The 23,779-nt window shown below is 71.3% G+C and carries 21 protein-coding genes; 16 read left to right on the forward strand and 5 right to left on the reverse strand.

Annotated elements, in window-relative coordinates; genetic code table 11:
• Positions 1 to 244: 244 nt before the first annotated feature.
• From G401_RS48100 to G401_RS0124550, 8 genes are all read left to right on the forward strand, one after another.
• The gene (locus G401_RS48100) at positions 245 to 997 is read left to right on the forward strand and encodes a VanZ family protein (protein WP_027344566.1); all 753 of its coding nucleotides are present in this window, start codon (positions 245 to 247) and stop codon (positions 995 to 997) included.
• Positions 998 to 1,077: 80 nt separating this feature from the next.
• Entirely contained in the window at positions 1,078 to 1,296 is a 219-nt protein-coding gene (locus G401_RS0124520; protein WP_027344567.1) for a hypothetical protein, read from the forward strand.
• A 231-nt stretch (positions 1,297 to 1,527) separates the two neighbouring features.
• Positions 1,528 to 1,830 carry an urease subunit gamma gene (locus tag G401_RS0124525; RefSeq protein WP_027344568.1) on the forward strand — a complete coding sequence of 101 codons (303 nt, stop codon included), beginning with the start codon at positions 1,528 to 1,530 and terminating at the stop codon, positions 1,828 to 1,830.
• On the forward strand, positions 1,827 to 2,138 hold the full coding sequence (locus G401_RS0124530) for an urease subunit beta (protein ID WP_245601830.1): 312 nt from the start codon (positions 1,827 to 1,829) through the stop codon (positions 2,136 to 2,138). Before G401_RS0124525 ends, G401_RS0124530 begins: the two co-directional genes overlap by 4 nt.
• The gene (locus G401_RS0124535; protein WP_027344570.1) at positions 2,135 to 3,832 is read left to right on the forward strand and encodes an urease subunit alpha; all 1,698 of its coding nucleotides are present in this window, start codon (positions 2,135 to 2,137) and stop codon (positions 3,830 to 3,832) included. Before G401_RS0124530 ends, G401_RS0124535 begins: the two co-directional genes overlap by 4 nt.
• The gene (locus tag G401_RS0124540; protein WP_034592969.1) at positions 3,832 to 4,458 is read left to right on the forward strand and encodes an urease accessory protein UreF; all 627 of its coding nucleotides are present in this window, start codon (positions 3,832 to 3,834) and stop codon (positions 4,456 to 4,458) included. Before G401_RS0124535 ends, G401_RS0124540 begins: the two co-directional genes overlap by 1 nt.
• Positions 4,448 to 5,131 (forward strand): urease accessory protein UreG, encoded by a 684-nt coding sequence (gene ureG, locus G401_RS48105; protein WP_034592970.1) that lies wholly within the window; start codon positions 4,448 to 4,450, stop codon positions 5,129 to 5,131. The genes G401_RS0124540 and ureG overlap by 11 nt, the downstream gene beginning before the upstream one ends.
• A complete protein-coding gene (locus G401_RS0124550; protein ID WP_027344572.1) occupies positions 5,121 to 5,807 on the forward strand; it encodes an urease accessory protein UreD in 687 nt (228 codons plus the stop codon). The genes ureG and G401_RS0124550 overlap by 11 nt, the downstream gene beginning before the upstream one ends.
• Positions 5,808 to 5,908: 101 nt before the next feature.
• Here G401_RS0124550 and G401_RS0124555 read toward each other — a convergent pair whose 3' ends face one another.
• Positions 5,909 to 6,337: a MarR family winged helix-turn-helix transcriptional regulator gene (locus G401_RS0124555; RefSeq protein ID WP_211240833.1), complete on the reverse strand. Its 429-nt coding sequence runs from the start codon at positions 6,335 to 6,337 to the stop codon at positions 5,909 to 5,911.
• Between the two features lie 76 nt (positions 6,338 to 6,413).
• On the opposite strand from G401_RS0124555, the gene G401_RS0124560 reads away from it, so the two are divergent.
• From G401_RS0124560 to G401_RS0124585, 6 genes are all read left to right on the forward strand, one after another.
• A complete protein-coding gene (locus G401_RS0124560; protein ID WP_027344574.1) occupies positions 6,414 to 7,484 on the forward strand; it encodes a substrate-binding domain-containing protein in 1,071 nt (356 codons plus the stop codon).
• A gap of 332 nt (positions 7,485 to 7,816) precedes the next feature.
• Positions 7,817 to 9,058: an urea ABC transporter substrate-binding protein gene (gene urtA / locus G401_RS0124565; protein WP_027344575.1), complete on the forward strand. Its 1,242-nt coding sequence runs from the start codon at positions 7,817 to 7,819 to the stop codon at positions 9,056 to 9,058.
• A 58-nt stretch (positions 9,059 to 9,116) separates the two neighbouring features.
• The gene (gene urtB, locus G401_RS0124570) at positions 9,117 to 10,019 is read left to right on the forward strand and encodes an urea ABC transporter permease subunit UrtB (RefSeq protein WP_027344576.1); all 903 of its coding nucleotides are present in this window, start codon (positions 9,117 to 9,119) and stop codon (positions 10,017 to 10,019) included.
• Positions 10,016 to 11,137, forward strand: coding sequence for an urea ABC transporter permease subunit UrtC (gene urtC / locus G401_RS48110; RefSeq protein WP_051367102.1), 1,122 nt, complete (start codon positions 10,016 to 10,018; stop codon positions 11,135 to 11,137). Before urtB ends, urtC begins: the two co-directional genes overlap by 4 nt.
• The gene (gene urtD / locus G401_RS0124580; protein WP_027344577.1) at positions 11,134 to 11,880 is read left to right on the forward strand and encodes an urea ABC transporter ATP-binding protein UrtD; all 747 of its coding nucleotides are present in this window, start codon (positions 11,134 to 11,136) and stop codon (positions 11,878 to 11,880) included. The genes urtC and urtD overlap by 4 nt, the downstream gene beginning before the upstream one ends.
• Positions 11,880 to 12,566 (forward strand): ATP-binding cassette domain-containing protein, encoded by a 687-nt coding sequence (locus G401_RS0124585; RefSeq protein WP_027344578.1) that lies wholly within the window; start codon positions 11,880 to 11,882, stop codon positions 12,564 to 12,566. The genes urtD and G401_RS0124585 overlap by 1 nt, the downstream gene beginning before the upstream one ends.
• Before the next feature lie 67 nt (positions 12,567 to 12,633).
• On the opposite strand, the gene G401_RS0124590 is transcribed toward G401_RS0124585, so the two are convergent.
• The 3 genes from G401_RS0124590 to gltB form a co-directional block, all read right to left on the reverse strand.
• The gene (locus G401_RS0124590) at positions 12,634 to 13,488 is read right to left on the reverse strand and encodes a siderophore-interacting protein (protein ID WP_051367103.1); all 855 of its coding nucleotides are present in this window, start codon (positions 13,486 to 13,488) and stop codon (positions 12,634 to 12,636) included.
• A 150-nt stretch (positions 13,489 to 13,638) separates the two neighbouring features.
• On the reverse strand, positions 13,639 to 15,105 hold the full coding sequence (locus G401_RS0124595; protein WP_027344580.1) for a glutamate synthase subunit beta: 1,467 nt from the start codon (positions 15,103 to 15,105) through the stop codon (positions 13,639 to 13,641).
• On the reverse strand, positions 15,098 to 19,666 hold the full coding sequence (gltB, locus tag G401_RS0124600; RefSeq protein ID WP_034592974.1) for a glutamate synthase large subunit: 4,569 nt from the start codon (positions 19,664 to 19,666) through the stop codon (positions 15,098 to 15,100). Before gltB ends, G401_RS0124595 begins: the two co-directional genes overlap by 8 nt.
• Before the next feature lie 573 nt (positions 19,667 to 20,239).
• Between gltB and G401_RS56145 the strand changes: the two genes are divergently transcribed.
• Positions 20,240 to 21,733, forward strand: a complete 1,494-nt coding sequence (locus G401_RS56145; protein ID WP_027344582.1) for an HNH endonuclease signature motif containing protein — start codon at positions 20,240 to 20,242, stop codon at positions 21,731 to 21,733.
• Positions 21,734 to 22,082: 349 nt separating this feature from the next.
• Here G401_RS56145 and G401_RS0124615 read toward each other — a convergent pair whose 3' ends face one another.
• The gene (locus G401_RS0124615; protein WP_027344583.1) at positions 22,083 to 22,271 is read right to left on the reverse strand and encodes a hypothetical protein; all 189 of its coding nucleotides are present in this window, start codon (positions 22,269 to 22,271) and stop codon (positions 22,083 to 22,085) included.
• Between the two features lie 505 nt (positions 22,272 to 22,776).
• Between G401_RS0124615 and G401_RS0124620 the strand changes: the two genes are divergently transcribed.
• Positions 22,777 to 23,418 carry a hypothetical protein gene (locus G401_RS0124620; protein WP_027344584.1) on the forward strand — a complete coding sequence of 214 codons (642 nt, stop codon included), beginning with the start codon at positions 22,777 to 22,779 and terminating at the stop codon, positions 23,416 to 23,418.
• Positions 23,419 to 23,779: the final 361 nt, after the last annotated feature.

Raw genomic sequence — 23,779 nt, forward strand, 5'->3', positions numbered from 1 at the left:
CCTCTTCCCGCTCACACCACCTGCCCGAAATGTAGGCTTCGCCAAGGTCAACAGGACGGCAGCGGGTGCACGAAACGCGAGCAATCACCGCGTACACCACTTTTGGGATCATCCGATCGGTTCTCGGGTACCGGGGATCGGCACCACAGGCGGAGGCAGCCGCCTCCCCGCGCCGGGAAGCATGGTCTGCGAGCCCCCCACCTGGGGGAACCTGCCAATCTTGATCTTGTGAAGGTGTGTGGTCATGGCCTTGAGTCCCGTACGCGGCGTCGACCGCCGGCGGTTGATCGGATGGAGCGTGGCCGTGCTGGCGGCCGCCGGTCTGACGGCAGCCGCCGTGCCCGTGGTGAAGGCCGGGCTCGATCACGCCGGCGCGGTGCCGGCCGGCGCCGCGCCGGGCGGCGCGCTCGGCCCGCCCCTGCGGGATCACCTGGTCCACGGGGGATGGCAGGCCTGGTTCACCACGATCCCCGGCGTCGTGGGCCTCACGGTGGCCCTGCTGCCGCTCGCCGCGCTGGCGGTGTGGGCGCTGGCCCGCCGGCGGAGCGCCGCCGGCGACCCGCGGGCCTGGCGCACGTCACTGGCGGAGGTCGGCATCGTCTACGGGACGGTGCCGTGGGTGTGGCTGACCATGCTGCCCGGCGGACGGGCGGGCGAGGTCGCCGGCCGGGTGAGCCTGGTACCGCTGCGGGACCTGCACACGATGACGGCCGGCGGGACGCGGACCGCGATCGTCCAGGTCGGCGGCAACCTGCTGGTGCTGGCGGCACTGGGGTTCTTCGCGCCGCTGCGGTTCGCGAAGCTCGCGTCGGTGCCGCGGATCCTGGCGCTCGGCGCGGCCTGCTCGGCCCTGATCGAGGTCGCGCAGTACGCCCTGCGGCTGGACCGGGTTTCCTCCGTCGACGACGTCCTGCTCAACGCGGCCGGCGCCGGACTGGCCGCGCTGGCCTCGCGGCACTGGTGGCGGAGAAGCGCCGGGACCCGACTGACGCGGTGACGTGTAGCCGACCGCCGCCCGCCCTGCCCGGCGATACGTTGATCCGTCCGAGACAACTCCACTATGGAGGAGGTTGGATCATGGGTACCGCCATCGCGGTCGTCCTGCTCCTGGTCGGATTGGCGATGATCGCCCTGGGTGTCTACAGCCTGTGGGACGCCAATCGCAAGAAGCCCGCCCCGCCGCTGCTGTTCGCCTGGGCGTCGAGCTACAACCAGGGCTTCGGCACGGCCTTCGGGGTGATCGTCATCATCGCCGGCCTGGCCATCGGCATCGTCGGCGCGACGCACATCGGCTGACCGGATCCGGGGAGCGGCCCGCCGCTCCCCGGATCCGCCGTGGACGATCAGGAACCGGACAGCCCGTACGCACGCGCCCCACCCCGATCGTCCCGTCCTGGTGAACCGGGCCGTGAATTCGCCGGACCCGTGCGCGAAATGGGCCTGTAATCCGCGACTGGAATCCTTCCTCCAGGAAGCTTTCCGGGCCCGGGAAGGTGCCCGGGAGGCGTGATCCCGCCCGGAGGAAGCGTGTTCCTGACCCCACACGAGCAGGACCGCCTGCTCATCCACGTCGCCGCCGACGTCGCCCGGCGTCGCCGGGAGCGCGGGCTGAGACTGAACTACCCCGAGGCCGTCGCGATCATCAGCGCCTTCCTGCTGGAGGGCGCGCGCGACGGGCGTACGGTCGTCGACCTCATGCAGGCCGGCCGCGAGGTGCTCAGCCGGGCCGACGTGCTGGACGGCGTCCCCGAGATGGTGAAGGAGGTGCAGGTGGAGGCGACGTTCGACGACGGCACGAAGCTCGTGACGGTGCACCACCCGATCCCGTGAGCGTGATCCCCGGCGAGTTCCTGCTCGCCGCCGAGGACGTGGAGATCAACGTGGACCGTCCTGTCACGACACTGGTCGTCGTGAACACCGCCGACCGCCCGGTGCAGGTCGGCTCGCACTTCCACTTCGCCGAGGCCAACGCCGGTCTGGAGTTCGACCGCGCGGCCGCCTGGGGGCAGCGCCTCGCCGTGCCGGCCGGGACCGCCGTACGCTTCGAGCCCGGCGTCAGCCGCGAGGTCGAGCTGGTTCCCTTGGACGGCAACAGGATCGTGCCCGGACTGCGCGGCCTGGCCGGAGGTGCCCTGTGAGCGCCCTGACCCGCGCCCGGTACGCCGCCCTCTACGGCCCGACGGCCGGGGACCGGATCCGGCTGGCCGACACCGACCTGCTCATCCGGATCGAGGAGGACCGCAGCGCCGGCGGTGACGAGGCCGTCTTCGGCGGCGGCAAGGTGATCCGCGAGTCGATGGGCCAGTCCCTGGCCACCCGCGCGGAGAACGCCGTCGACACGATCATCACCGGTGCCGTCGTGCTCGACCACTGGGGCATCGTCAAGGCCGACGTGGGCATCCGCGACGGCCGGATCACCGCCCTCGGCAAGGCCGGCAACCCGGACACGATGCCCGGCGTACACCCGGACCTGGTCATCGGGCCGGGCACCGAGGTCATCGCGGGCAACGGCCGGATCCTGACCGCAGGCGCGGTCGACACCCACGTGCACTTCATCTGCCCGCAGATCATCGAGGAGGCGCTCGCCTCCGGCGTGACCACGCTGGTCGGCGGCGGCACCGGGCCGGCCGAGGGGACCAAGGCGACCACGGTCACGCCCAACGCCTGGCACCTCGCCCGGATGCACGAGGCGCTGGACACCTGGCCGGTCAACTACCTGCTGCTCGGCAAGGGCAACACCGTCTCCGAGGCGTCGATGTGGGAGCAGCTGCGCGCCGGGGCGGGCGGCTTCAAACTCCACGAGGACTGGGGGACCACCCCGGCCGCGATCGACGCGTGCCTGCGGGTGGCCGACGCGTCCGGCGTACAGGTGTCGATCCACACGGACACGTTGAACGAGGCCGGTTTCGTGCAGGACACCCTGCGGGCGATCAACGGCCGGGCGATCCACAGCTACCACACCGAGGGCGCCGGGGGCGGGCACGCGCCGGACATCATCACCGTCGCGAGCCACCCCAACGTGCTGCCGTCCTCGACCAACCCGACCCGCCCCTACACCCGCAACACCCTGGCCGAGCACCTCGACATGCTCATGGTCTGCCACCACCTGAACCCCGCCGTGCCCGAGGACCTGGCCTTCGCCGAGAGCCGCATCCGGCCCTCGACCATGGCCGCCGAGGACTTCCTGCACGACCTCGGGGCCATCTCCATCATCGGGTCCGACAGCCAGGCCATGGGCAGGGTCGGCGAGGTCGTGCTGCGGACGTGGCAGACCGCCCACGTCATGAAGAAGCGGGTCGGCGCGCTGCCGGGCGACGGGGACGACGACAACCACCGGGCCCGCCGCTACGTCGCCAAGTACACCATCTGCGCCGCGATGGCCAACGGCCTCGAACACCACGTCGGCTCCGTCGAGCCGGGCAAGCTCGCCGACCTCGTCCTGTGGGAGCCCGCCTTCTTCGGCGTACGCCCGCATCTGGTGCTCAAGGGCGGCTTCATCGCGTACGCGCAGATGGGCGACGCCAACGCCTCGATCCCCACGCCGCAGCCGCAGTTCCCCCGGCCGATGTTCGGGGCGGCCCGACCCGGCGCGACGAGCCTGGCGTTCGTGGCTCCCGCGGCCCTCGAAGCCGGACTGGAGCTGGACATCCGCCGGCCGCTGGTCCCCGTCGGCGACGTCCGCAGCCGCGGCAAGGAGGACCTGCCGGAGAACGGCGCGCTGCCGAGGATCGAGGTGGACCCGGACACCTTCACCGTACGCATCGACGGCCAGGTCATCGACCCCGACCCGGTGACGGAGCTGCCGATGGCCCGCCGCTACTTCCTGTTCTGATGACCGCCGCCCTGCTCCTGCTCGCCGACGGCCGGTTCCCCGCCGGCGGGCACGCCCACTCGCACGGTCTGGAGGCGATGGTCGCTTCCGGCCGCGTACGCGATCTCGACGCCGTCGAGCGCGTCCTCATCGGACGGTTGCGGACCGCCGGCCTGATGACGGCCGCGTTCGCGGTGGCGGCCCGGGACGGCGACCCCGACCGGCTCGACGCCGAGCTGGACGCGCGTACGGCCTCGCCCGCGCTGCGGACGGCGTCGCGGCGGCAGGGCCGGGCGCTGCTGCGGGCGGCCCGGGTGATCTGGCCCGACGCCCCCTGGGTACGCCTGCCCGCCCAGCCCCATCAGCCGATCGTCCTCGGGTTCGCGGCGGCCGCCGCCGGGCTGACCGACGACCGGACCGCGCTCGCGGCCGTGCACGGCGTCGCGACCGCCACCGCGAGCGCGGCCCTGCGCCTGCTCGGCCTGGACCCGTTCGCCGTGCAGGCGCTCCTGATCCGGCTCGCCCCCGAGCTGGACGCCCTCGCGGCCGAGGCGGTCAAGGGCGACCTCGCCCGCGGCGCCGCGCCGCTCACCGACCTCTCCGCCGAACTCCACGCCACCTGGGAGGTGCGTCTCTTTGCCAGCTGAGATCCTCGAACCCGTGCACACCCATCCGCATCCGACGAGCGATCCGCATCCGCCGCTGCCCCGGCTCGACCGGGCGCTGCGGGTCGGCATCGGCGGCCCGGTCGGCTCCGGCAAGACCGCGCTGGTCGCCGCGCTCTGCCGGGCCTTCGCCGGCGAGCTGCGCCTCGGCGTCGTCACCAACGACATCTACACGACCGAGGACGCGGACTTCCTGCGCCGGGCGGGCGTCCTCGATCCGGAGCGCATCCGCGCGGTCGAGACCGGCTGCTGCCCGCACACCGCGATCCGCGACGACATCTCGGCCAACCTGGACGCCGTCGACGATCTGGAGGAGGAGCTCGGCCGGCTCGACCTCGTCCTGGTCGAGAGCGGCGGCGACAACCTCACCGCCACCTTCAGCAAGGGGCTCGTCGACGTCCAGATCTTCGTGGTCGACGTGGCGGGCGGCGACAAGGTCCCGCGCAAGGGCGGCCCCGGCGTCACCGCCGCCGACCTGCTGGTCATCAACAAGACCGACCTCGCCCCGCTGGTCGGCGCCTCCCTGGAGGTGATGGACCGCGACGCCCGCGCCCGCCGCGGCGACCTGCCCACCGTCTTCCTCTCCCTCGCCGAGGACAAGCACGCCAAGCCCGTCGCGGACTGGGTGCGCCACCTCGTGGACCATGCGCGCTGAGGCCGTCGTCGTCGCGGAGGCCGGCCGCCTGCCGGTCCTCCGCGGCGAACCGCCGCTCACCCTGCGCGCCACCCCCGACGCGGTCTACGTCGTGGGCACGGCCGCGGGCCCGCTCGGCGGCGACGATCTCCATCTCCACCTGGAGGTACGCGAGAACGCCGTGCTCCGGATCCGTTCAGCGGCCGCCCAGCTGGCCCTGCCCGGCCACCGCCCCGGCCCGTCCCGGATGTCGGTGACGGCGACGGTCGCGCCCGGTGCCCGGCTCGAATGGCTGCCCGAACCGCTCATCCTCGGCCACCGCGCCGACCACCGCGTATCCTCCATAGTGGACCTGTGCGGCGGCGCGACCCTGCTCTGGCGCGAAGAGCTGATCTGCGGCCGCCACGACGAGCCGTCCGGCGACGGCGTCATCTCCTTCCGCGCCGAGTACGCCGGCCGCCCCCTGCTCGTCCAGTCGCTCGACGTCGGCCCGCACGCGCCCGGCTGGGACGGCCCCGCGGTCCTCGACGGCGCCCGGGCCTCCGGCTCCCTGCTGCGGGTGGACGCCTCGATCGCGTGGCCGGGTTCCGAGATCATCGCGCCGACCGCGGTGGGGATGCCGCTCGCGGGGCCGGGCTGGCTCGTCACCGCGACCGCTCCCGACGCCCACACCCTGCGCGCCTACCTCACCCGCTGACCCCGGCGGCTACAAGATCCTGTTTGGATCAGGGAAATCACCCGAATCTTGGTCCATGATGACGTGCGGAACCCTGATCCGAACGGGATCTTGAGGCTTGCTCAGGCGACGGGTACGGAGCGGTTCTCCAGGGCGCTCACCAGCGAGTCCAAGGCGATCGACAGGTGCGCCGACTCCGCGTCGCTGGTGAGGACCGAGCGCAGGTCTTCGCGTATCTCCGCTTGGATGCGATCGTGGAGCGCCTGGCCGCGCGGCGTGAGATAGGCCCGGATGCGACGGCGGTCGGCGGGGTCGACCTTGCGGTGCACGAGCCCGGACTCGACGAGGGAGTCCATGAGCTTGGTGAGCGTGCCCGGCGGCAGGAAGACCTGATCGGCCACGGCGGTCATGGGCTGGCCGCCCTCGTCGGCGAGCAGGCTGAGGACGCGCCAGGCGTCGACGCCGTGCCCGTGGCCGCCGACGATCTCGGTCACCCGGCGGGCCAGGAGGCGCTCGGCGCGGGTCAGCATCCGCATGAGGTCCCCGCTCACGCCACCGATGCTACAGATGAGCCGCAGCTTCGGGAATGCTCTTCCGCGACCGGCGGGGGCGGGCAATCATGGCGTCATGCCTCGGCTGGAGCTGCCGGACGACTCCCGCATCGACATAGCGCTGGTCTTCCCGATGCGGGGGCCGGCGGGCATCTTCGGACCCACCTGCGAGCTGTGCGCGCAGCTGGCCGTCGAGCAGGTCAACGCGGCCGGCGGGGTGCTGGGCCGGGAGCTGCGGCTGCTGGCGGTGGACGGGAGCGCGCCGCCGAAGCAGGTGGCCGACGAGGTCGAGGCGCTGGTCTCGGTCGGGGCCGTGCAGGGCGTGACCGGCTGGCACATCTCGTCGGTGCGCCAGGCGCTCGCGCCGCGGATCGCCCACCGGGTGCCGTACGTGTACACGGCGCTGTACGAGGGCGGCGAGCGTACCGAGGGCGTGTATCTGACCAGCGAGACGCCCGACGGCCAGCTGCTGCCCGCGATGCGGCTGCTGACCCGGGAGCGGCGGGTACGCCGATGGCACATCGTCGGCAACGACTACGTCTGGCCGCGGCGGACGGCCCGGGCGGCCCGGAGGTTCGCGGCCGCCTCGGGTTCGGTCGTCTGCGGGGAGTCCTACCTGCCGCTCGGCACCCACGATTTCGCGTCCGTGCTGCGCCGGATCGAGCATTCGGCGGCCGACGGCGTCCTGATGCTGCTCGTCGGCAACGACGCCGTACGCTTCAACCGCGCCTTCGCGGCCGCCGGGCTGGACGCGCGCTGCCTGCGGCTGTCCACGTTGATGGATGAGAACATGCTGCTCGCCAGCGGGGCGCGGGCCACCGGCGACCTCTACAGCACGGCCGGGTTCTTCGCCTCGATGATCACGCCGGAGAACCTCGACTTCCACGGCCGGTACGCGCGCCGCTTCGGGGTCGACGCGCCGCAGCTCGGCAGCCTCGGCGAGTCCTGCCACGAGGGTGTGCTGCTGCTGGCCGCGCTGATCGAGCGGGCCCGGACCCTCGACGTACGCGCGATCGGCGCCGTCGGCGAGGCCGTCTCCTACGAGGGGCCGCGCGGGTCCATGCGCCTGCGGGAGCGGCACGTCAGGCAGCGCATCTACCTCGCCCGGGCACGCGATCTGGAGTTCGACGTCCTCGCCGAGCTGTGAGCCGTCCCGGCCGAGCTGTGAGCCGGCCTGCCGCGGGCGTGCTTGACATCCGAACCCGGCGACCGAGATACTTCCTGTGTGAAGCATCTTCTTCCGGGATGCTGACCATACGATTCTCCGAAGCCTATGCGATAGGTCATCCGATGCGCGCCGACACGCGTACGGAATGGCTTGTCGCATAGGCTTTTCGTGTATCCGGAGTCCTCATTGGACTGTCTTAGGGAAACAGTGACTTAAGGGTGCCGAAACACCCGCGCAACGCGCCCGGATCAGGCTTTCCTCACCCCACCGCACGGCCGTTGCGCACTTCTGCATTTTCTCTAGGAGATTCGATGCTCAGGTCCCGCGGACGCCTTCTGGCGTACAGCGCAATCCTTGTCGCGGCGGTCGCGTTGTCCGCCTGCGGCAGCAAGACCGGCGAGAACAAGTCCGGAGCGGGTGTCACCGCCGACACCGCCGGCGACACGGTCAAGGTCGGTCTGCTCAACTCGCTGTCCGGCACGATGGCGATCTCCGAGGTCACCGTGCGCGACTCCATCAAGCTCGCGATCGAGGAGATCAACGCCTCGGGCGGCGTGCTCGGCAAGAAGCTGGACCCGATCAGCGAGGACGGCGCCTCCGACTGGCCGACGTTCGCGGAGAAGGCGTCCAAGCTCATCAAGGAGGACCGGGTCGCGGCCGTCTTCGGCTGCTGGACCTCGGCCAGCCGCAAGGCCGTCAAGCCGGTCTTCGAGGCGAACAAGGCGCTGCTGTTCTACCCCGTGCAGTACGAGGGCCTGGAGCAGTCGCCGTACATCTTCTACACCGGCGCCACCACCAACCAGCAGATCATTCCCGGGCTGGACTACCTGAAGTCGCAGGGCAAGAAGACCATCTACCTCGTCGGCTCGGACTACGTGTTCCCGCGTACCGCCAACAAGGAGATCAAGGCGTACGCGGCCGCCAACGGGATGACCGTCCTCGGCGAGGACTACGCGCCGCTGGGCTCGACCGAGTTCGGGACGATCGTCAACAAGGTCAAGGCGGCCAAGGCCGACGCGGTCTTCAACACCCTCAACGGCGACAGCAACGTGGCCTTCTTCAAGGAGTACAAGTCGGCCGGCCTGACCGCGGCCGCGATGCCGGTGGTCTCCGTCTCGATCGCCGAGGAGGAGGTCAAGAGCATCGGTACGCAGTACCTCGCCGGCCAGCTGACGGCCTGGAACTACTACCAGACCACGCCCGGCGACGCGAACGCCAAGTTCGTCAAGGCGTACAAGGCGAAGTACGGGGCGGACAAGCCGACGAGCGACCCGATGGAGGCCGCGTACGTGTCGGTCTACCTGTGGAAGGCGATGGTCGAGAAGGCCGGCTCGTTCGACGTCGAGAAGGTCAAGGCGGCCTCGGACGGCATCACGTTCGACGCGCCCGAGGGCAAGGTGACCGTGGACGGCGCGACGCAGCACATCTACAAGACCGCCCGGATCGGCAAGATCGGCGACGACGGCCTGATCACCGAGGTCTGGAACTCGGGTTCGCCGGTGAAGCCGGACCCCTACCTCAAGGGCTACCCCTGGGCAGCCGGGCTGTCCTGACGCATCCGCCGGCCGGCGGCCCCGCCCGGGGCCGCCGGCCACGAGCCGAGGAGTCCACGTGACCCTGGTTGCCAGCCAGTTCATCACCGGCATCAGCATCGGCGCGGTGCTGCTGCTCATCGCGCTCGGCCTCGCCCTCACCTTCGGGCAGATGAACGTCATCAACATGGCCCACGGCGAGTTCATCATGGCCGGCGCGTACACGACGTTCGTGCTCCAGAAGGTGTTCAGCGACGCGGGCGTCTCGCTGCTGGTGGCGCTGCCCGCCGCGTTCGTCGTGGCCGGGCTCATGGGGGTGCTGCTGGAGATCCTGCTCATCCGCCGGCTGTACGCGCGCCCGCTCGACACCCTCCTCGTGACGTGGGGCGTGTCGCTGATGCTGCAGCAGCTGGCGCGCGACGTCTTCGGCGCGCCCAACGTGCAGACCCGCGCGCCCGACCTGCTCACCGGCAACGTGCACCTGTGGACGGGGTCGGACGGGGTGGAGCTGACCATCGCGAGCAACCGGCTGTTCATCCTCGGCCTGGTGCTGGTCTGCCTGGTCGCGCTCACCCTGGTGCTGCGGCTGACCCCGCTCGGCCGCCGGATCCGCGCCGTGGTGCAGAACCGCGACCTGGCCGCGGTGTCGGGCGTGCCGACCGCGCGGGTGGACCGGCTCACCTTCTTCCTCGGCTCCGGCCTCGCCGGCGTCGCCGGGGTCGCCCTGACGCTGCTCGGCCCGATCGGCCCGACCATGGGCACCAACGTGATCATCGACGCCTTCCTCGTCGTGGTGGTCGGCGGCATCGGACAGCTGAAGGGCAGCGTCATCGTCGCGTTCACGCTCGGCGTCCTGCAGTCCGGCGTGGAGTACGCGACCACGCTGAGCGTCGCCAAGGTCATCGTGTTCGTGGCGATCGTGGCGTTCCTGCAACTGCGACCGCAGGGCCTGTTCACGGTCCGGACGAGGAGCCTGGCATGAGTGTCCTGACCGGACTGGGCCGGCCGTCGAGGCTGCGGACGGGGCTCGGTTTCGCCGGGGGAGCGCTGCTGCTGTTCGCGGTGGCCCCGGCCGTGCTCGACGACTTCCGGCTGAACCTGCTCGCGAAGTACCTGTGCCTGGCCATGGTGGCCGTCGGCATCGGCCTGGCCTGGGGGCGGGGCGGCCTGCTGACCCTCGGCCAGGGCGTCTTCTTCGGCCTCGGCGGGTACGCGATGGCCATGCACCTCAAGCTGGCCGACGCCGGGCCGGGGCAGATGCCGGACTTCATGCAGCTCTACGGCCAGCTGGACGAGCTGCCCTGGTGGTGGAAGCCGTTCGAGAACCCGGCGTTCGCCCTCGCGGCCACGGTCCTGCTGCCGATGGCGGTGGCCTTCGTCCTCGGCTGGGTCGTGTTCCGCCGGCGGGTGCGGGGCGCGTACTTCGCGATCCTGTCGCAGGCCCTGGCGGCGGCGATGGTGATCTTCCTGGTCGGCCAGCAGGGCACCACCGGCGGCACGAACGGCCTCACCGACATCCAGGGCTTCTTCGGCTACGACCTGGCCGACCCGGTGAACAAGGAGACCGTCTACTTCGTCGTCGCGGCCTGCCTGCTGGTGCTGCTCGCGATCGTCCGGCAGCTGATGCAGAGCCGCTACGGCGAACTGCTCGTGGCCGTACGCGACGCGGAGGAGCGCGTACGCTTCCTCGGCTACGACCCGGCGAAGGTGAAGCTGACCGCCTACGTGGTGGCGGCGGGGATGGCCGGGCTGGCCGGGGCGCTGTTCGTGCCGGCGGTCGGGATCATCTCGCCGGCCCTGATCGGGGTCGTGCCGTCGATCGAGTTCGTCATCGGCGTCGCCGTCGGCGGCCGGGCGACCCTGCTCGGCCCGATCGCCGGCGCGGTCGCGGTGGCCTGGGCGAAGACGGCGCTGTCCGAACGGTTCCCGGGCACCTGGACGTACCTGCAGGGGGCCCTGTTCGTCGTGGTCGTGGCGTTCCTGCCGGGCGGCCTCGCCACGATCTTCGCGTGGCTGCGCGGTCGCCGGGCCACCCCGCGGGTGAGCACGGTCGTGGACGGCCCGGCCGCCCGCCCGGTCGAGGAGGGAGTTCCGTCGTGAGTGGACTGACGATCCGGGGGCTGACCGTCAGCTTCGACGGCTTCGTGGCCGTCGACGGCGTCGACCTCGACGTGCCGCCGGGCGATCTGCGCTTCCTCATCGGCCCCAACGGCGCCGGCAAGACCACCCTGGTCGACGCCGTGACCGGGCTGGTCAAGGCGACCGGGTCGGCACGCTTCGGCGAGACCGAACTGCTCGGCCGGGAGGTGCACAGGATCGCCCGGCTGGGCGTCGGGCGTACCTTCCAGACCGCGACGGTCTTCGAGGAACTCAGCGTCCTGCAGAACCTCGACATCGCCGCGGGCTCCGGCCGGTCCGCGCTCGGGCTGCTGCGGCGGCGCCGGGGCGTACCGGACGACGTCGCGCGGGCGCTGGAGACCATCGGGCTCACCGGCCGCCTGGACGATCTCGCGGGCACCCTCGCCCACGGGCAGAAGCAGTGGCTGGAGATCGGCATGCTGCTCGTCCAGGACGCCCGGCTGCTGCTGCTCGACGAGCCGGTCGCCGGGATGAGCCACGAGGAGCGCGACGCCACCGGCGAACTGCTGCACCAGATCGCGCTCGAACGGACCGTCGTGGTCATCGAGCACGACATGGACTTCCTGCGCCGGTACGCGCGTACGGTCACCGTCCTGCACGCGGGGAAGGTGCTCAGCGAGGGTACGGTCGCCGAAGTCCAGGCGGATCAGCGGGTCCAGGAAGTCTACTTGGGACACTCGACCTCGACCGAGGGAGCGGCGTGATGCTGGAGATCTCGGCGATCGACGTCGGCTACGGGCGCAGCACGGTGCTGCACGGCCTGACGCTCGGCGTACCGGGGGAGGGGATCACCGCCGTCCTCGGGCACAACGGCGCCGGCAAGAGCACCCTGCTGCGGGCCGCCGCCGGCCTGCTCAAACCCAAGCGCGGCAGCGTACGCCTGTTCGGCGAGGACATCACGCGGCTGGCGCCGCACGAGCGGGTCCGGCGCGGGATGGCGTACGTGCCGCAGGGCCAGCAGTGCTTCCCGCACCTGACGACGATGGAGAACCTGCGGCTGATCGCCGACGGCCGGCGGGACGGCGCCGCGGCCCTGGCCGACGCGCTCGACCTGTTCCCGGCGCTGGTGCCGCTGGCCAAACGCCGGGCGGGCCTGCTGTCCGGCGGCCAGCGCCAGCAGCTGGCCCTCGCCCGCGCGCTGATCACCCGGCCGCGGCTGCTGCTGCTCGACGAGCCGACCGAGGGCATCCAGCCGTCGGTGGTCGCCGAGATCGAGCAGAAGATCGTGGCGCTGGGCTCCTCGATCGCGATCCTGCTGGTCGAGCAGCACCTGCGGTTCGTGCTGTCGGCGGCGCAGCGCTACCACGTGCTGGCGGCCGGGCGCATCACGGCGTCCGGCGACGCCGACCCCGCCACCGAGACGACGGTCCGGGCCGCCCTGGCGGTCTGAGCCGCGCGGTCACTCTCGACAGTGGACGGTGACGTCCGCCCGGCTCCGGGCGGACGTCACCACCGCCTCAGTCGTCGTCGCCGTAGTCGTGGTCGGGGTGGTTCGCCGTACCGAGGCGCCAGTATCCCCGGCTGGTCAGCGACGCCCGCGGCAGTCCCCGTTCGCCGAGGAACAGGCCCCGGATCCGGCGCATCGCGCCCGCCTCGCAGGCGACCCAGGCGTGCGTACCCTCGCTCAGGTCGGCTTCGCGCGCGGCCTGCTCCAGCTCGGCGCCCCAGGCTTCCGGCGTACGCCGGTGGTGCCAGACGACGGTGGTCCGCTCCGGACGGGGCAGGGGGAACTCGTCGCCCGGGCCGTCGACCTCCACGTGCACCTCGGCGTCGGCGCCGGCCGGGAGGGCCTCCAGGAGCGTGGCGACGGCCGGGATCGCGCTCTCGTCGGCGGCGATCCACCAGCGGCGCGCCGCGGGGTCGAGCTGGAAGCGGCCACCGGGACCGCTGACGGCGAGCCGGTCGCCGACGGCGGCGCGGGCGGCCCAGGCCGCGGCCGGGCCGGGGCCGTGCAGGACGAACTGGATCTCCAGGTCGCCGCTCGCCGGGTCGAACCGCCGGGGCGTGTAGGTACGCACGACCGGGCGTTCCGCCTCGGCGGGCCAGACCAGGCCGTCCGGTCCGGCCTGGGGGAGCACCGGGGCGGCCTGGCCGTCGGCGGGGAGGAACAGCTTGACGTGCGCGGTCGGCGGGAGGTCGGCGAACGTGCCGGGCGCCGCCCCGCCGAGGCGCACGGAGACGAGCCGGTGGGTCAGCCGCTCGACGGCCACGACCTGTACGGGCTGGGGCGGCTGCCGGCGGCGGCCGCGGCCGCCTTGCGGACCGGCCGGGGTGCCGCGGTCGGGCGTACTCGCGCCCGCAGTGTCGATCATGAAGTCTCCAGGGGTGTCGACGTGGATGACGAGCGCCAGTCTACTATATCTCCGATATATCGTCGACGTGTCATACCTCAGGTGGGGTGACCACGAAAAAGCGGGCCCGGCCGGTGTCGGCCAGGCCCGCTTCGTGCGGTGAGGTGGAGGTCAGCCCGCGGCGAGCGCCATGCTGTCCGGCCGGACCGGCGCCGGCAGCGTCGACGACCCCGACAGGTACGCGTCCACGGCCGCCGCGGTGGCCCGCCCCTCGGCGATGGCCCACACGATCAGCGACTGCCCGCGTCCGGCGTCGCCGGCGATGAACACACCGTCCGCAGTGGACTTCCACTGGGCGTCGCGGACCGCCCGGCCGCGCGGGTCGACCGCGACGCCGAGGGACTGCAGGAGGCCTCCTTCGGCGGTGTCACCGGTGGAGACGAAGCCCATCGCCAGGAACACCAGGTCCGCAGGGATCTCGCGCTCGGTTCCCTCGATCTTGGCGAAACGGCCCTCGACGAGCTCGACCTCGTGCAGGGCGAGCGCGCGTACGTTGCCGTCCTCGTCGCCGACGAACCGCTCGGTGTTGACGGCGAACAGCCGCTCGCCGCCCTCCTCGTGGGCGCTGGAGGTGCGGTAGATCAGCGGCCAGGTCGGCCACGGGGTGTAGCCGGGGCGCTGGTCGGCGGGGCGCGCCATGATCTCCAGCTGGGTCACGCTCAGCGCGCCCTGGCGGTGGGCGGTGCCGAGGCAGTCCGCACCGGTGTCGCCGCCGCCGATGATCACGACGTGCTTGCCGGCCGCGTCGATCGGGGACGACTCCAGGTCCCCCAGCTGTACGCGGTTCGCCGGTACCAGGTACTCCATCGCCGAGTAGATCCCGGCGAGCTCGCGGCCCGGCGCGGGAAGGTCGCGCGGGACCGTCGCCCCGGTGGCGATCACGACGGCGTCGGAGTCCGCGCGCAGCTGCTCGGCGGTGAGGTCGGTGCCGACGTGCACGCCGGTGACGAACCGGGTGCCCTCGGCCTCCATCTGGGCCAGCCGCCGGTCGAGGTGGCGCTTCTCCATCTTGAATTCCGGGATGCCGTACCGCAGCAGGCCGCCGATCCGGTCGGCGGACTCGTAGACGGTGACCTCGTGGCCGGCCCGGGTGAGCTGCTGGGCGGCGGCCAGCCCCGCGGGGCCGGAGCCGACGACCGCGACCCGCATCCCGGTCAGCCGGCCCGGGATCTGCGGCGTGACCCAGCCCTCGGCCCACGCGCGGTCGATGATCTCGACCTCGACCTGCTTGATGGTGACCGGGTCGGACTTGATGCCGACCACGCAGGCCGCCTCGCACGGCGCGGGGCACAGCCGCCCGGTGAACTCCGGGAAGTTGTTCGTCGCGTGCAGGCGCTCGATGGCGGCCTGCCACCGGTCGGTGCGGACCAGGTCGTTCCACTCCGGGATGAGGTTGCCGAGCGGGCAGCCGTTGTGGCAGAAGGGAATCCCGCAGTCCATGCAGCGGCTCGCCTGCGCGTTGAGCTTCTCGGCCGCGAACGGCTGGTAGACCTCCCGCCAGTCCGAAATCCGCACCTGCACCGGGCGGCGCTGGGGCAGCTCCCGGCCGTGCCTCATAAAACCAGTGGGATCAGCCACGAGCGGCCTCCATGATCGCTTCATCCACGTCACGGCCGGCCAGTTCGGCCGACCGTCTTGCCTGTAGTACACGTTTGTAGTCGCGGGGCATGACCGTCGAGAACGCCGCCGCGTACCGTTCCCAGTCGGCGAGAAGCGTCCGGGCCACCACCGACCCGGTCTCGGCCTGGTGGCGCTCCACCAGCGAGCGCAGCTCGACGGCGTCCTGCGCCGACAGCGGCTCGATGTCGACCATCTCGGTGTTGACCAGCGCCGGGTCCAGATCCAGGACGTGCGCCACCCCGCCGGACATGCCGGCGGCGAAGTTGCGCCCGGTCGGGCCGAGCACCGCCACGCGGCCGCCGGTCATGTACTCGCACCCGTGGTCGCCGACGCCCTCGACCACCGCCACCGCGCCGGAATTGCGTACGCAGAACCGCTCGCCGACCCGGCCGCGCAGGAAGAGCTCGCCCGACGTCGCGCCGTAGAGGATGGTGTTGCCGGCGATGATGTTCTCCTCGGCGGCGAACGTCGCGGCCTCGTGCGGACGGACGATGACCCGGCCGCCGGACAGGCCCTTGGCGACGTAGTCGTTGGCGTCTCCGTAGAGCCGCAGCGTGACGCCCGGCGGCAGGAACGCGCCGAAGGACTGGCCCCCGGTGCCGGTGAGCACCACCTCGATGGTGTCGTCGGGCAGTCCCTTGCCGCCGAACACCCGGGTCACCCGGGAGCCGAGCATGGTGCCGACGGTCCGGTGGACGTTGCGTACCGGCAGGTCGATCCGGACCGGCCGGCCGTCGGTGAGGGCGGTCTCGGCGAGCCGGATCAGCGTGTTGTCCAGGGCCTTGTCCAGGCCGTGGTCCTGGCCGACGACCTGGCGCCGCGGCGTGCCTTCGGGGAGCTCGGGCATCGCGAGGATGGGCGACAGGTCCAGCCCGGCGGCCTTCCAATGATCGAGGGCCGGCCGGACGTCCAGCATCTCGGCGTGCCCGACCGCCTCCGCCAGGCTGCGGAAGCCGAGCTCGGCGAGGTACCGGCGGACCTCCTCGGCGATGTACTGGAAGAAGGTGACCACGAACTCCGGCTTGCCGTCGAACTTCTTGCGCAGCTCGGGATTCTGCGTGGCCACGCCGACGGGACAGGTGTCCAGGTGGCACACGCGCATCATGACGCAGCCCGACACGACCAGCGGCGCGGTCGCGAAGCCGAACTCCTCGGCGCCCAGCAGCGCGGCGACGACCACGTCGCGACCGGTCTTCAGCTGGCCGTCGACCTGGACGACGATCCGGTCGCGCAACCCGTTGAGCAGCAGGGTCTGCTGCGTCTCGGCCAGGCCCAGCTCCCACGGCGCCCCGGCGTGCTTGAGCGAGGTCAGCGGCGACGCGCCGGTGCCGCCGTCGTGCCCGGAGATCAGGACCACGTCGGCGTGCGCCTTGCTGACCCCGGCTGCGACCGTTCCCACCCCGACCTCGGCGACGAGCTTGACGTGCACCCGCGCCTCGTCGTTGGCGTTCTTCAGGTCGTGGATCAGCTGGGCCAGGTCCTCGATGGAGTAGATGTCGTGGTGCGGCGGCGGGGAGATCAGGCCGACGCCGGGCGTGGAGTGCCGGGTGCGGGCCACCCACGGGTACACCTTGTGCGCCGGGAGCTGGCCGCCCTCGCCGGGCTTGGCCCCCTGCGCCATCTTGATCTGGAGGTCGTCGGCGTTGACGAGGTACTCGCTGGTGACCCCGAAGCGGCCGCTGGCGACCTGCTTGACCGCGCTGCGCCGGTGCGGGTCGTAGAGCCGGTCGACGTCCTCGCCGCCCTCGCCGGTGTTGGACCGCGCGCCGATCGAGTTCATCGCGATCGCGAGCGTCTCGTGGGCCTCGGCGGAGATGGAACCGTAGGACATCGCGCCGGTGGAGAACCGCCGCACGATGCTCTCGACCGGCTCGACCTCGTCGATCGGCACCGGCGGGCGGGCGCCGGACCGCAGCTCGAACAGGCCCCGCAGGGTGGCCGCCTGCCGCGACAGGGCGTCCACGGTGGCGGTGTACTTCTCGAACACCTCGAACCGCCGGGTACGCGTCGCGTGCTGCAGCAGGAACACCGTCTCCGGGTTGAACAGGTGCAGTTCGCCGTCGCGCCGCCACTGGTACTCCCCGCCGGTCTCCAGCCGGCGGTGGGCGGTGCGGGAGGCGTCGTCCTGCCAGGCGCGCGCGTGCCGGGCGGCGACCTCGGCGTGCACCTCCTCGATCCCGATCCCGCCGAGCCGGCTCGACGTGCCGGTGAAGTACCGGCCGACGAGCTCGTCCGACAGGCCGATCGCCTCGAAGACCTGCGCGCCGATGTAGGAGGCGACCGTGGAGATGCCCATCTTGGACATGACCTTCAGGACGCCCTTGCCCATCGCCTTGACGTAGTTGCGCACGGCCTTGTCCAGGTCCACGCCGGCCAGCTCGCCGCCGGCAACCATGTCCTCAATGGACTCGAAGGCAAGGTACGGGTTGACGGCGGAGGCGCCGTAGCCCAGCAGGAGCGCCATGTGGTGCACCTCGCGGGCGTCGCCGGCCTCGGTCACCAGGGCCACCACGTTGCGGGTCCGCTCGCGGATGAGGTGATGGTGTACGCAGGCCGTCAGCAGCAGCGACGGGATCGGCGCCAGATCGGCGGTGGAGTCCCGGTCGGACAGGATGATCAGCCGGGCCCCGTCGTCGACGGCCTCGGAGACGTGCCGGCAGATCTCCACCAGCCGCGCCTTGAGCCCCTCGCCGCCGTCGCGTACGCGGTAGAGGCCCGAGACGGTGACCGCCTGGAACTCCGGCAGGTCGCCGTCGTCGTCGACGTGGATCAGCTTGGCGAGCTCGTCGTTGTCCAGCACGGGGAACGGCAGGACGATCTGGCGGCAGGATTCCGCCGACGGCGCGAGCAGGTTGCGCTCCGGCCCGATCGTGTGCTCGACCGAGGTCACGATCTCCTCCCGGATCGCGTCCAGCGGCGGATTCGTCACCTGCGCGAACAGCTGGCTGAAGTAGTCGAAGAGCAGCCGCGGCCGCCGCGACAGCACCGCGATCGGGGTGTCGGTGCCCATCGACCCGATCGGCTCGGCGCCGTTGCGCGCCGCGGGGCTGAGCAGGATCCGCAGCTCCTCCTCGGTGTAGCCGAACGTGAGCTGGCGGCGCAGCACCGCCTCGTGGCCGTAGGTGACGTGCTCCCGGTCGGGCAGGTCGGCCAGCCGCATCAGGCCGGTACGCAGCCAGTCGGCGTACGGGTGCTCGGCGGCGAGCCCGGACTTGATCTCCTCGTCGCCGACGATCCGCCCGGCGGCCGTGTCGACGAGGAACATCCGGCCCGGCTGCAGCCGCCCCTTCGCCACGACCGAGGCCGGATCGAGGTCGAGGACACCCGCCTCGCTGGCGAACACCACGAAATCGTCGCTGGTACGCCACCACCGGGCCGGCCGCAGCCCGTTGCGGTCCAGGACGGCGCCGACCTGCGTACCGTCGGTGAACGCGACGCAGGCCGGGCCGTCCCACGGCTCCATCACCGAGGCGTGGAACTCGTAGAAGGCGCGCCGCGCCGGGTCCATCGCGGCGTTGTTCTCCCAGGCCTCCGGGATCATCATGAGCACCGCGTGGGCCAGCGGGCGACCGCCCAGGTGCAGCAGTTCGAGGACCTCGTCGAAGCTCGCCGAGTCGCTCGCGCCCGGGGTGCAGATGGGGAACAGGCGGCGCAGATCGCCCGGAATCAGGTCGCTGTCGAGCAGGGCTTCCCGCGCGCGCATCCAGTTCCGGTTGCCGTTGATCGTGTTGATCTCGCCGTTGTGCGCGATGTAGCGGTACGGATGCGCGAGCGGCCAGCTCGGGAAGGTGTTGGTGGAGAAGCGGCTGTGGACCAGCGCGATCGCGCTCGCCAGCCGCGGGTCGGACAGGTCCGGGAAGAACGCCGGGAGCTGGTCGGTGGTCAGCATCCCCTTGTAGACCAGCGTACGGGCGGACAGCGAGGAGAAGTACACCTCGGCGCCGCGCTCGCGGGTCTCCCGCTCGACCCGGCGCCGCACCACGAACGCCAGCCGCTCCAGGGCCGGCCCGGTACCGCCGGCGATGAACAGCTGGGCGAAGTGCGGCTGCACCGAGCGGGCCGACGGGCCGAGGTCGGCGCCCTGCGCGTCGGTGGGCAGGTCGCGCCAGCCGAGGAGCTCGACGCCCTCCTCGGCGGCGATCCGCTCGACGACCTCGACGGCCCGGGCGCGCCGCTCAGGGTCGGCGGGCAGGAACGCGTTGCCCACGGCGTAGGTCGGCTCCCCGGCCGCGGTGGGCTCGGGCAGGGCGAACCCGGCGACCGCGCGCAGGAAGGCGTCCGGCACCTGCAGCAGGATGCCCGCGCCGTCACCGGAGTTGGCCTCGCTGCCCGCGGCGCCGCGGTGCTCCAGGTTGCGCAGCACGGTCAGGCCCGCCTCGACGATCGCGTGCGAGCGCCGGCCGCGCGCGTCCACCACGAAGGCGACGCCGCAGGAGTCGTGTTCGTGGGCCGGGTCGTACAGGCCTTGAGGGTGCGGGGCAGCGGAAAATGTCACGGGTCGGCTCCTGACAAACGTCATGCGCCAGCGTGGCTGTGATCATGAGTTTGGGGGGAGGGACGACATCGGCCCAGCGGGTTGCATGGAGCGTACACAACCCGCCGCGTTTCCGTAAGGTAACAACTCGGTCGACAGCGGGTGCAAGTGCCCGCCGGCAGTTCCGGGCGCCGAGCCCTCCCGCCGCACTGAAATCCCAGTTCATGAGATGGGCCGCCCACTGCCCGGGCACCGCCCACCGTGCCCAGATCGAGCATGCCGGTCAGGCGGTCGCCGTCGACCCACCGCCTCGACAACCATCGATCAATGGCGACCGCGTGCCCTTGCTTCGTCCTCATCGAGGGAGAGATGGTTTCCTAGGACGCTCTACGGGTTGTGACGCGTACTCGCATCGCCCAAGCAAGCCACGCACCCGAATGTGGTCGCCTAGTCCGATGATGTGTTGCCGGCAGCATCGGCTCGGGCTCGCGCAGGCGCCTCGTGTTGATCGTGTCTGTCCGTTGTGGACGCTATGCGTACGGTTACTGCGGTCTGGCCTGCGGTTTTGTCCCCGATCTTGGGTCTGGTTTTGTCGTAGGTGATGGTTAGGGTCGGGGTGTGAGTGAGGCGTTGGTCGCGGCGGTGCAGGAGCTGTTGGTGGCTCCGTTGTCGTCGCTGCCCGACGACGCGCTCGTGGCTGAGTTGTCGGCTGTTTTCGCCGTGACGCAGCGGTTGACGGCCCGGGTCGTGGCGCAGGTCGGTGAGGCCGCCGCTCGTGGTATCCCAGCCCGACACGGAGCTTCCAGCACCCGGGTATGGCTGGCCGATCTCCTGGCCGTGTCGGTACGGTCGGCGGCCGGCTGGGTGAAACTCGCTGACGCCTTGCCCCGGCAGCCCGTGGTCGGCGAGGCGTTGGCTTCGGGGGCGTTGAACGCCGAGCAAGCGGGTGCCATCGCCCGGCTGATCGGTGAGCTTCCCCCGGAGGTCGGCGCGGCGGGCAAGGCCCGCGCCGAACAGGTGCTGACCGACTTGGCGGTGGGGCAGCGCCTGCGGCCGGAAGTCCTGGCCGAGCATCGGCGGGCCGTCCTGGAAGCAGTAGCGCCCGAGGCTGCTGAGGAGCGGCTCCGCCGGGAGCTGGAACGGGCGAACCGGTCGGCGTTCCACCGACGAGCGTTCACCCTAACCCCCCATGGCGAAGGCGAATACCGGCTATCGGGAGTCCTGGACAGCGCCGCGGCCGCCTACGTCCGAGCAGCGATCGACCCGATCAGTGCACCCCGATCACTCCTCGGCCGCCCTCCTACCACCACCGACCCCGCCGCCGCCCCCGAACCGACTGCCGGGGGTTCCGGCTCGGCCGCCGGCGGCTCGGCGGCTGCGGGTCTCGGCTCGGTTGCCGCGGACTCTGCTGCTGCGGGTCCTGGCTGGGCTGCGGTTCCTGGCTGGGCGGCTGGGGGACCGGGCTCGGCTGCCACGGGCTGGGCTGGTGGTGATCTGGCCGGACGGCTGGACGGGGCGGTGGACGATGCCGGCCGGGATACCCGTACCGCGGCCGCACGCCGCGCTGATGCCTTGACCTACCTGTGCGCCCAAGCGTTGATGGACGGGAACCTGCCCGAGTCCGGTGGCGAACGTCCCCAGCTGGTGGTCACGTTGTCGTGGGAGCAACTGCGGACCAAGTACGGATACGGCATCCTCGACACCGGTGATCTGCTGACCCCGGAGACGGTGCGTCGGCTGTCCTGCGACGCGAAGATCATCCCCGCGGTCCTCGGCGGCGAAGGACAAATCCTCGACGTCGGCCGAGCCCGACGGCTGATCGACGGCTCGCTACGCCGGGCGCTGGTGTTGCGGGACAGGGGCTGCGCCTGGCCGGGCTGTGATCGCCCGCCCCGCTGGTCTGAGGGCCACCACATCGTCTCGTGGCAGGACGGCGGACCGACCAGCCTCGACAACTCGGTCCTCCTCTGCGGCTACCACCACCGCGAAATCCACCGCGGCGCCTGGGAAGTCCACATCAACGCCCACGACCGGCACCCGGACTTCATCCCACCCAAACACCTCGACCCACTCCAACGACCACGCCGCAACAACCTCCACCGGCGAACATGAAGAGCAAGAGCAGTTGCTCCACCGACGGCGAATGCGTGCGATCACCGACGGGGTCGCCCGGGCCGCGTCCAGTCAGCAGGGCGAAGCCGGTCAGCAGGGCGAAGCCGGTCAGCAGGGCGATGCCAGTTAGGCCGTGTCTCAAAGCCCGACCGAGCCTTAGGGTCGGGCACGTTCGGCTGGGAGCGCAGCTGAACGATGCTTTGATACGGGCTTAGCCGGAATTGGCGCGGGTAGTCGCCGAGGTTCACCAGTCCCACGCAGCCGCCAAGGGCGTCCCAGTTCACCGTCTTGCGCGAGCTCCGGTAGTGGTTCCAGTAGCCCAGCAGTTCACCGGAGCCCCGCCGCTCGTCTACCGCATCCGGTGGGCCGAACGCGGCCAGGCATTCCTCGTACGAGCGCAGGCCAGCGCCTGACTGATCCGGTCCCGGTCGATGACGTCGACCGCACGTGCGCCCAGCGCGACGCCGCCCACCGTGACCGTCGCTGGGTCGAGGTCGGGCCGGGTGAGCGTGTCGAGCTGCTCCAAGATCTCGATCACCGCCCTAGGCTACGGCGTGATCAATGGGTATCAAAGCGTCGACCGGTTGCGTTCGCAGCCGAACGCGCCCGGTCCGAAGGCTTGGTCAGACTTCGAGACACGGCCTAGCAAAGCGAAGCCGGTCAGCGGAGCGAAGCCGGTCAGCGGAGCGAAGCCGGTCAGCGGAGCGAAGTGGGGCGGACTGCGTTGGTGCGCGTCTTGGCCGAGCTCACTTGGCCGAGCTGACTGTTGCCCCGGTCGTGACCTCGACGGGACTCGTCGGTCCGCCGATCCGGCAGTTCGGCCGCGACCCACAGAATGTCGCCTGGACCATCGACTGCCGTGTGGCCGCGTGCGGTCAACGGCCGCCGCCCGCCTGGCGACCGGGCCCGCCGATCATTCATGAATCTCTACGGTGGACGGACGTCTGCGACCGTCCATGTGGGAGAGGCGGGCCCCGCTCGTGCCCCGATACGTTGCAGCCACCGGGCAGCCTTGCTCGTGGGACGCATCGAGGGAGAGATCTGTGAGCGACGACAGCGGGCACAAGGCGGCGCGGCCGCACCGGGCGAGCCCGTGGGAACTCGGCCCGCAATGGATCATCGCGGTCGCGACGCTGGTGGCGGCGATGACGACGGCAGGCTTCTTCGCCGGTCAGACCGTCGAGCGGTCGAACAGCCAGAACCCGACGGCGACGACTGCAGCCGTCGCGAGCTCGGCGGCCTCCGTTCCCAGTCCGGCGGCCAGCCCGCTGCCGTCGATCGAGACCAGCCCGTCCGCGCCGGCGATCGCGCCAGGTACCAAGATCGCTACCTATTCGTTCCAGATCGTCCGCGGGTACGCCGTCCCGCTCGGCGACGGCGCGCCGAAGCAGGCGGACTTCGTGGGCTACGGCACCGGTGGCGACATCGGGTTCAACGGCAACTACAGCTCGCTCGTCCCGATGGACGCCTCCTACAAGATGATCGGCCTGGAGGCGACGCCCGCCACCTATCAGGGGTGCACGACGAGCTCGGTGTTCGTGGGCAGCGTACAGATCGTGATCGGGAAGAACTTCTGCCTGCTCAAGCCGGGCCGGATCATCGGCGGCAAGGTGGTGTCGGCCGGTACGGTGGCCGGCCAGCCGGTCGGCATCGAGATCACGGTCTGGGCGGCACCCGCCTCCTGAGCGTCGGTCGGTTCTTGATCACCGACCGCTAGGACGGCACGGGGGCACGGCGGACCAAGGCCCGTTGATCATTTACCGCCATTACGGCAACGCGACGCCGATTTCCTTGATCGAGTACCGCCATTGCGGCGAGCGGGCGCCATCCTGCCGGATAGGCGGTACTTGATCAAGGGGATCCGGTATGGAGCGCCGTCATAGCGGTAAATGATCACCTACGGTGGGGCCGCCTGGCATGACGGCACGCAGGCTTGATCAAGTTCCCTCCTGCTGCCGAAAACGGGCTGATTTTGCAGCTTCACGGCACTTGATCAAGCAATGGAGATCCACTTCAACAGATTCCGGGTACTCGATCAAGGAAGCC

The sequence above is a fragment of the Hamadaea tsunoensis DSM 44101 genome (assembly GCF_000428945.1).
In the GTDB taxonomy this organism is placed as follows: Bacteria; Actinomycetota; Actinomycetes; order Mycobacteriales; family Micromonosporaceae; genus Hamadaea; species Hamadaea tsunoensis.

Excerpts from the sequence above, each read along its gene's own strand:
- G401_RS0124590 (WP_051367103.1), bottom strand. The coding sequence starts at position 13,488 with ATGATCGACACTGCGGGCGCGAGTACGCCCGACCGCGGCACCCCGGCC.
- G401_RS48100 (WP_027344566.1), top strand. The coding sequence starts at position 245 with ATGGCCTTGAGTCCCGTACGCGGCGTCGACCGCCGGCGGTTGATCGGA.
- urtA (WP_027344575.1), top strand. The coding sequence starts at position 7,817 with ATGCTCAGGTCCCGCGGACGCCTTCTGGCGTACAGCGCAATCCTTGTC.
- gltB (WP_034592974.1), bottom strand. The coding sequence starts at position 19,666 with ATGACGTTTGTCAGGAGCCGACCCGTGACATTTTCCGCTGCCCCGCAC.
- G401_RS0124585 (WP_027344578.1), top strand. The coding sequence starts at position 11,880 with ATGCTGGAGATCTCGGCGATCGACGTCGGCTACGGGCGCAGCACGGTG.
- G401_RS0124520 (WP_027344567.1), top strand. The coding sequence starts at position 1,078 with ATGGGTACCGCCATCGCGGTCGTCCTGCTCCTGGTCGGATTGGCGATG.
- G401_RS0124560 (WP_027344574.1), top strand. The coding sequence starts at position 6,414 with ATGCCTCGGCTGGAGCTGCCGGACGACTCCCGCATCGACATAGCGCTG.
- G401_RS0124540 (WP_034592969.1), top strand. The coding sequence starts at position 3,832 with ATGACCGCCGCCCTGCTCCTGCTCGCCGACGGCCGGTTCCCCGCCGGC.
- G401_RS0124550 (WP_027344572.1), top strand. The coding sequence starts at position 5,121 with ATGCGCGCTGAGGCCGTCGTCGTCGCGGAGGCCGGCCGCCTGCCGGTC.
- urtC (WP_051367102.1), top strand. The coding sequence starts at position 10,016 with ATGAGTGTCCTGACCGGACTGGGCCGGCCGTCGAGGCTGCGGACGGGG.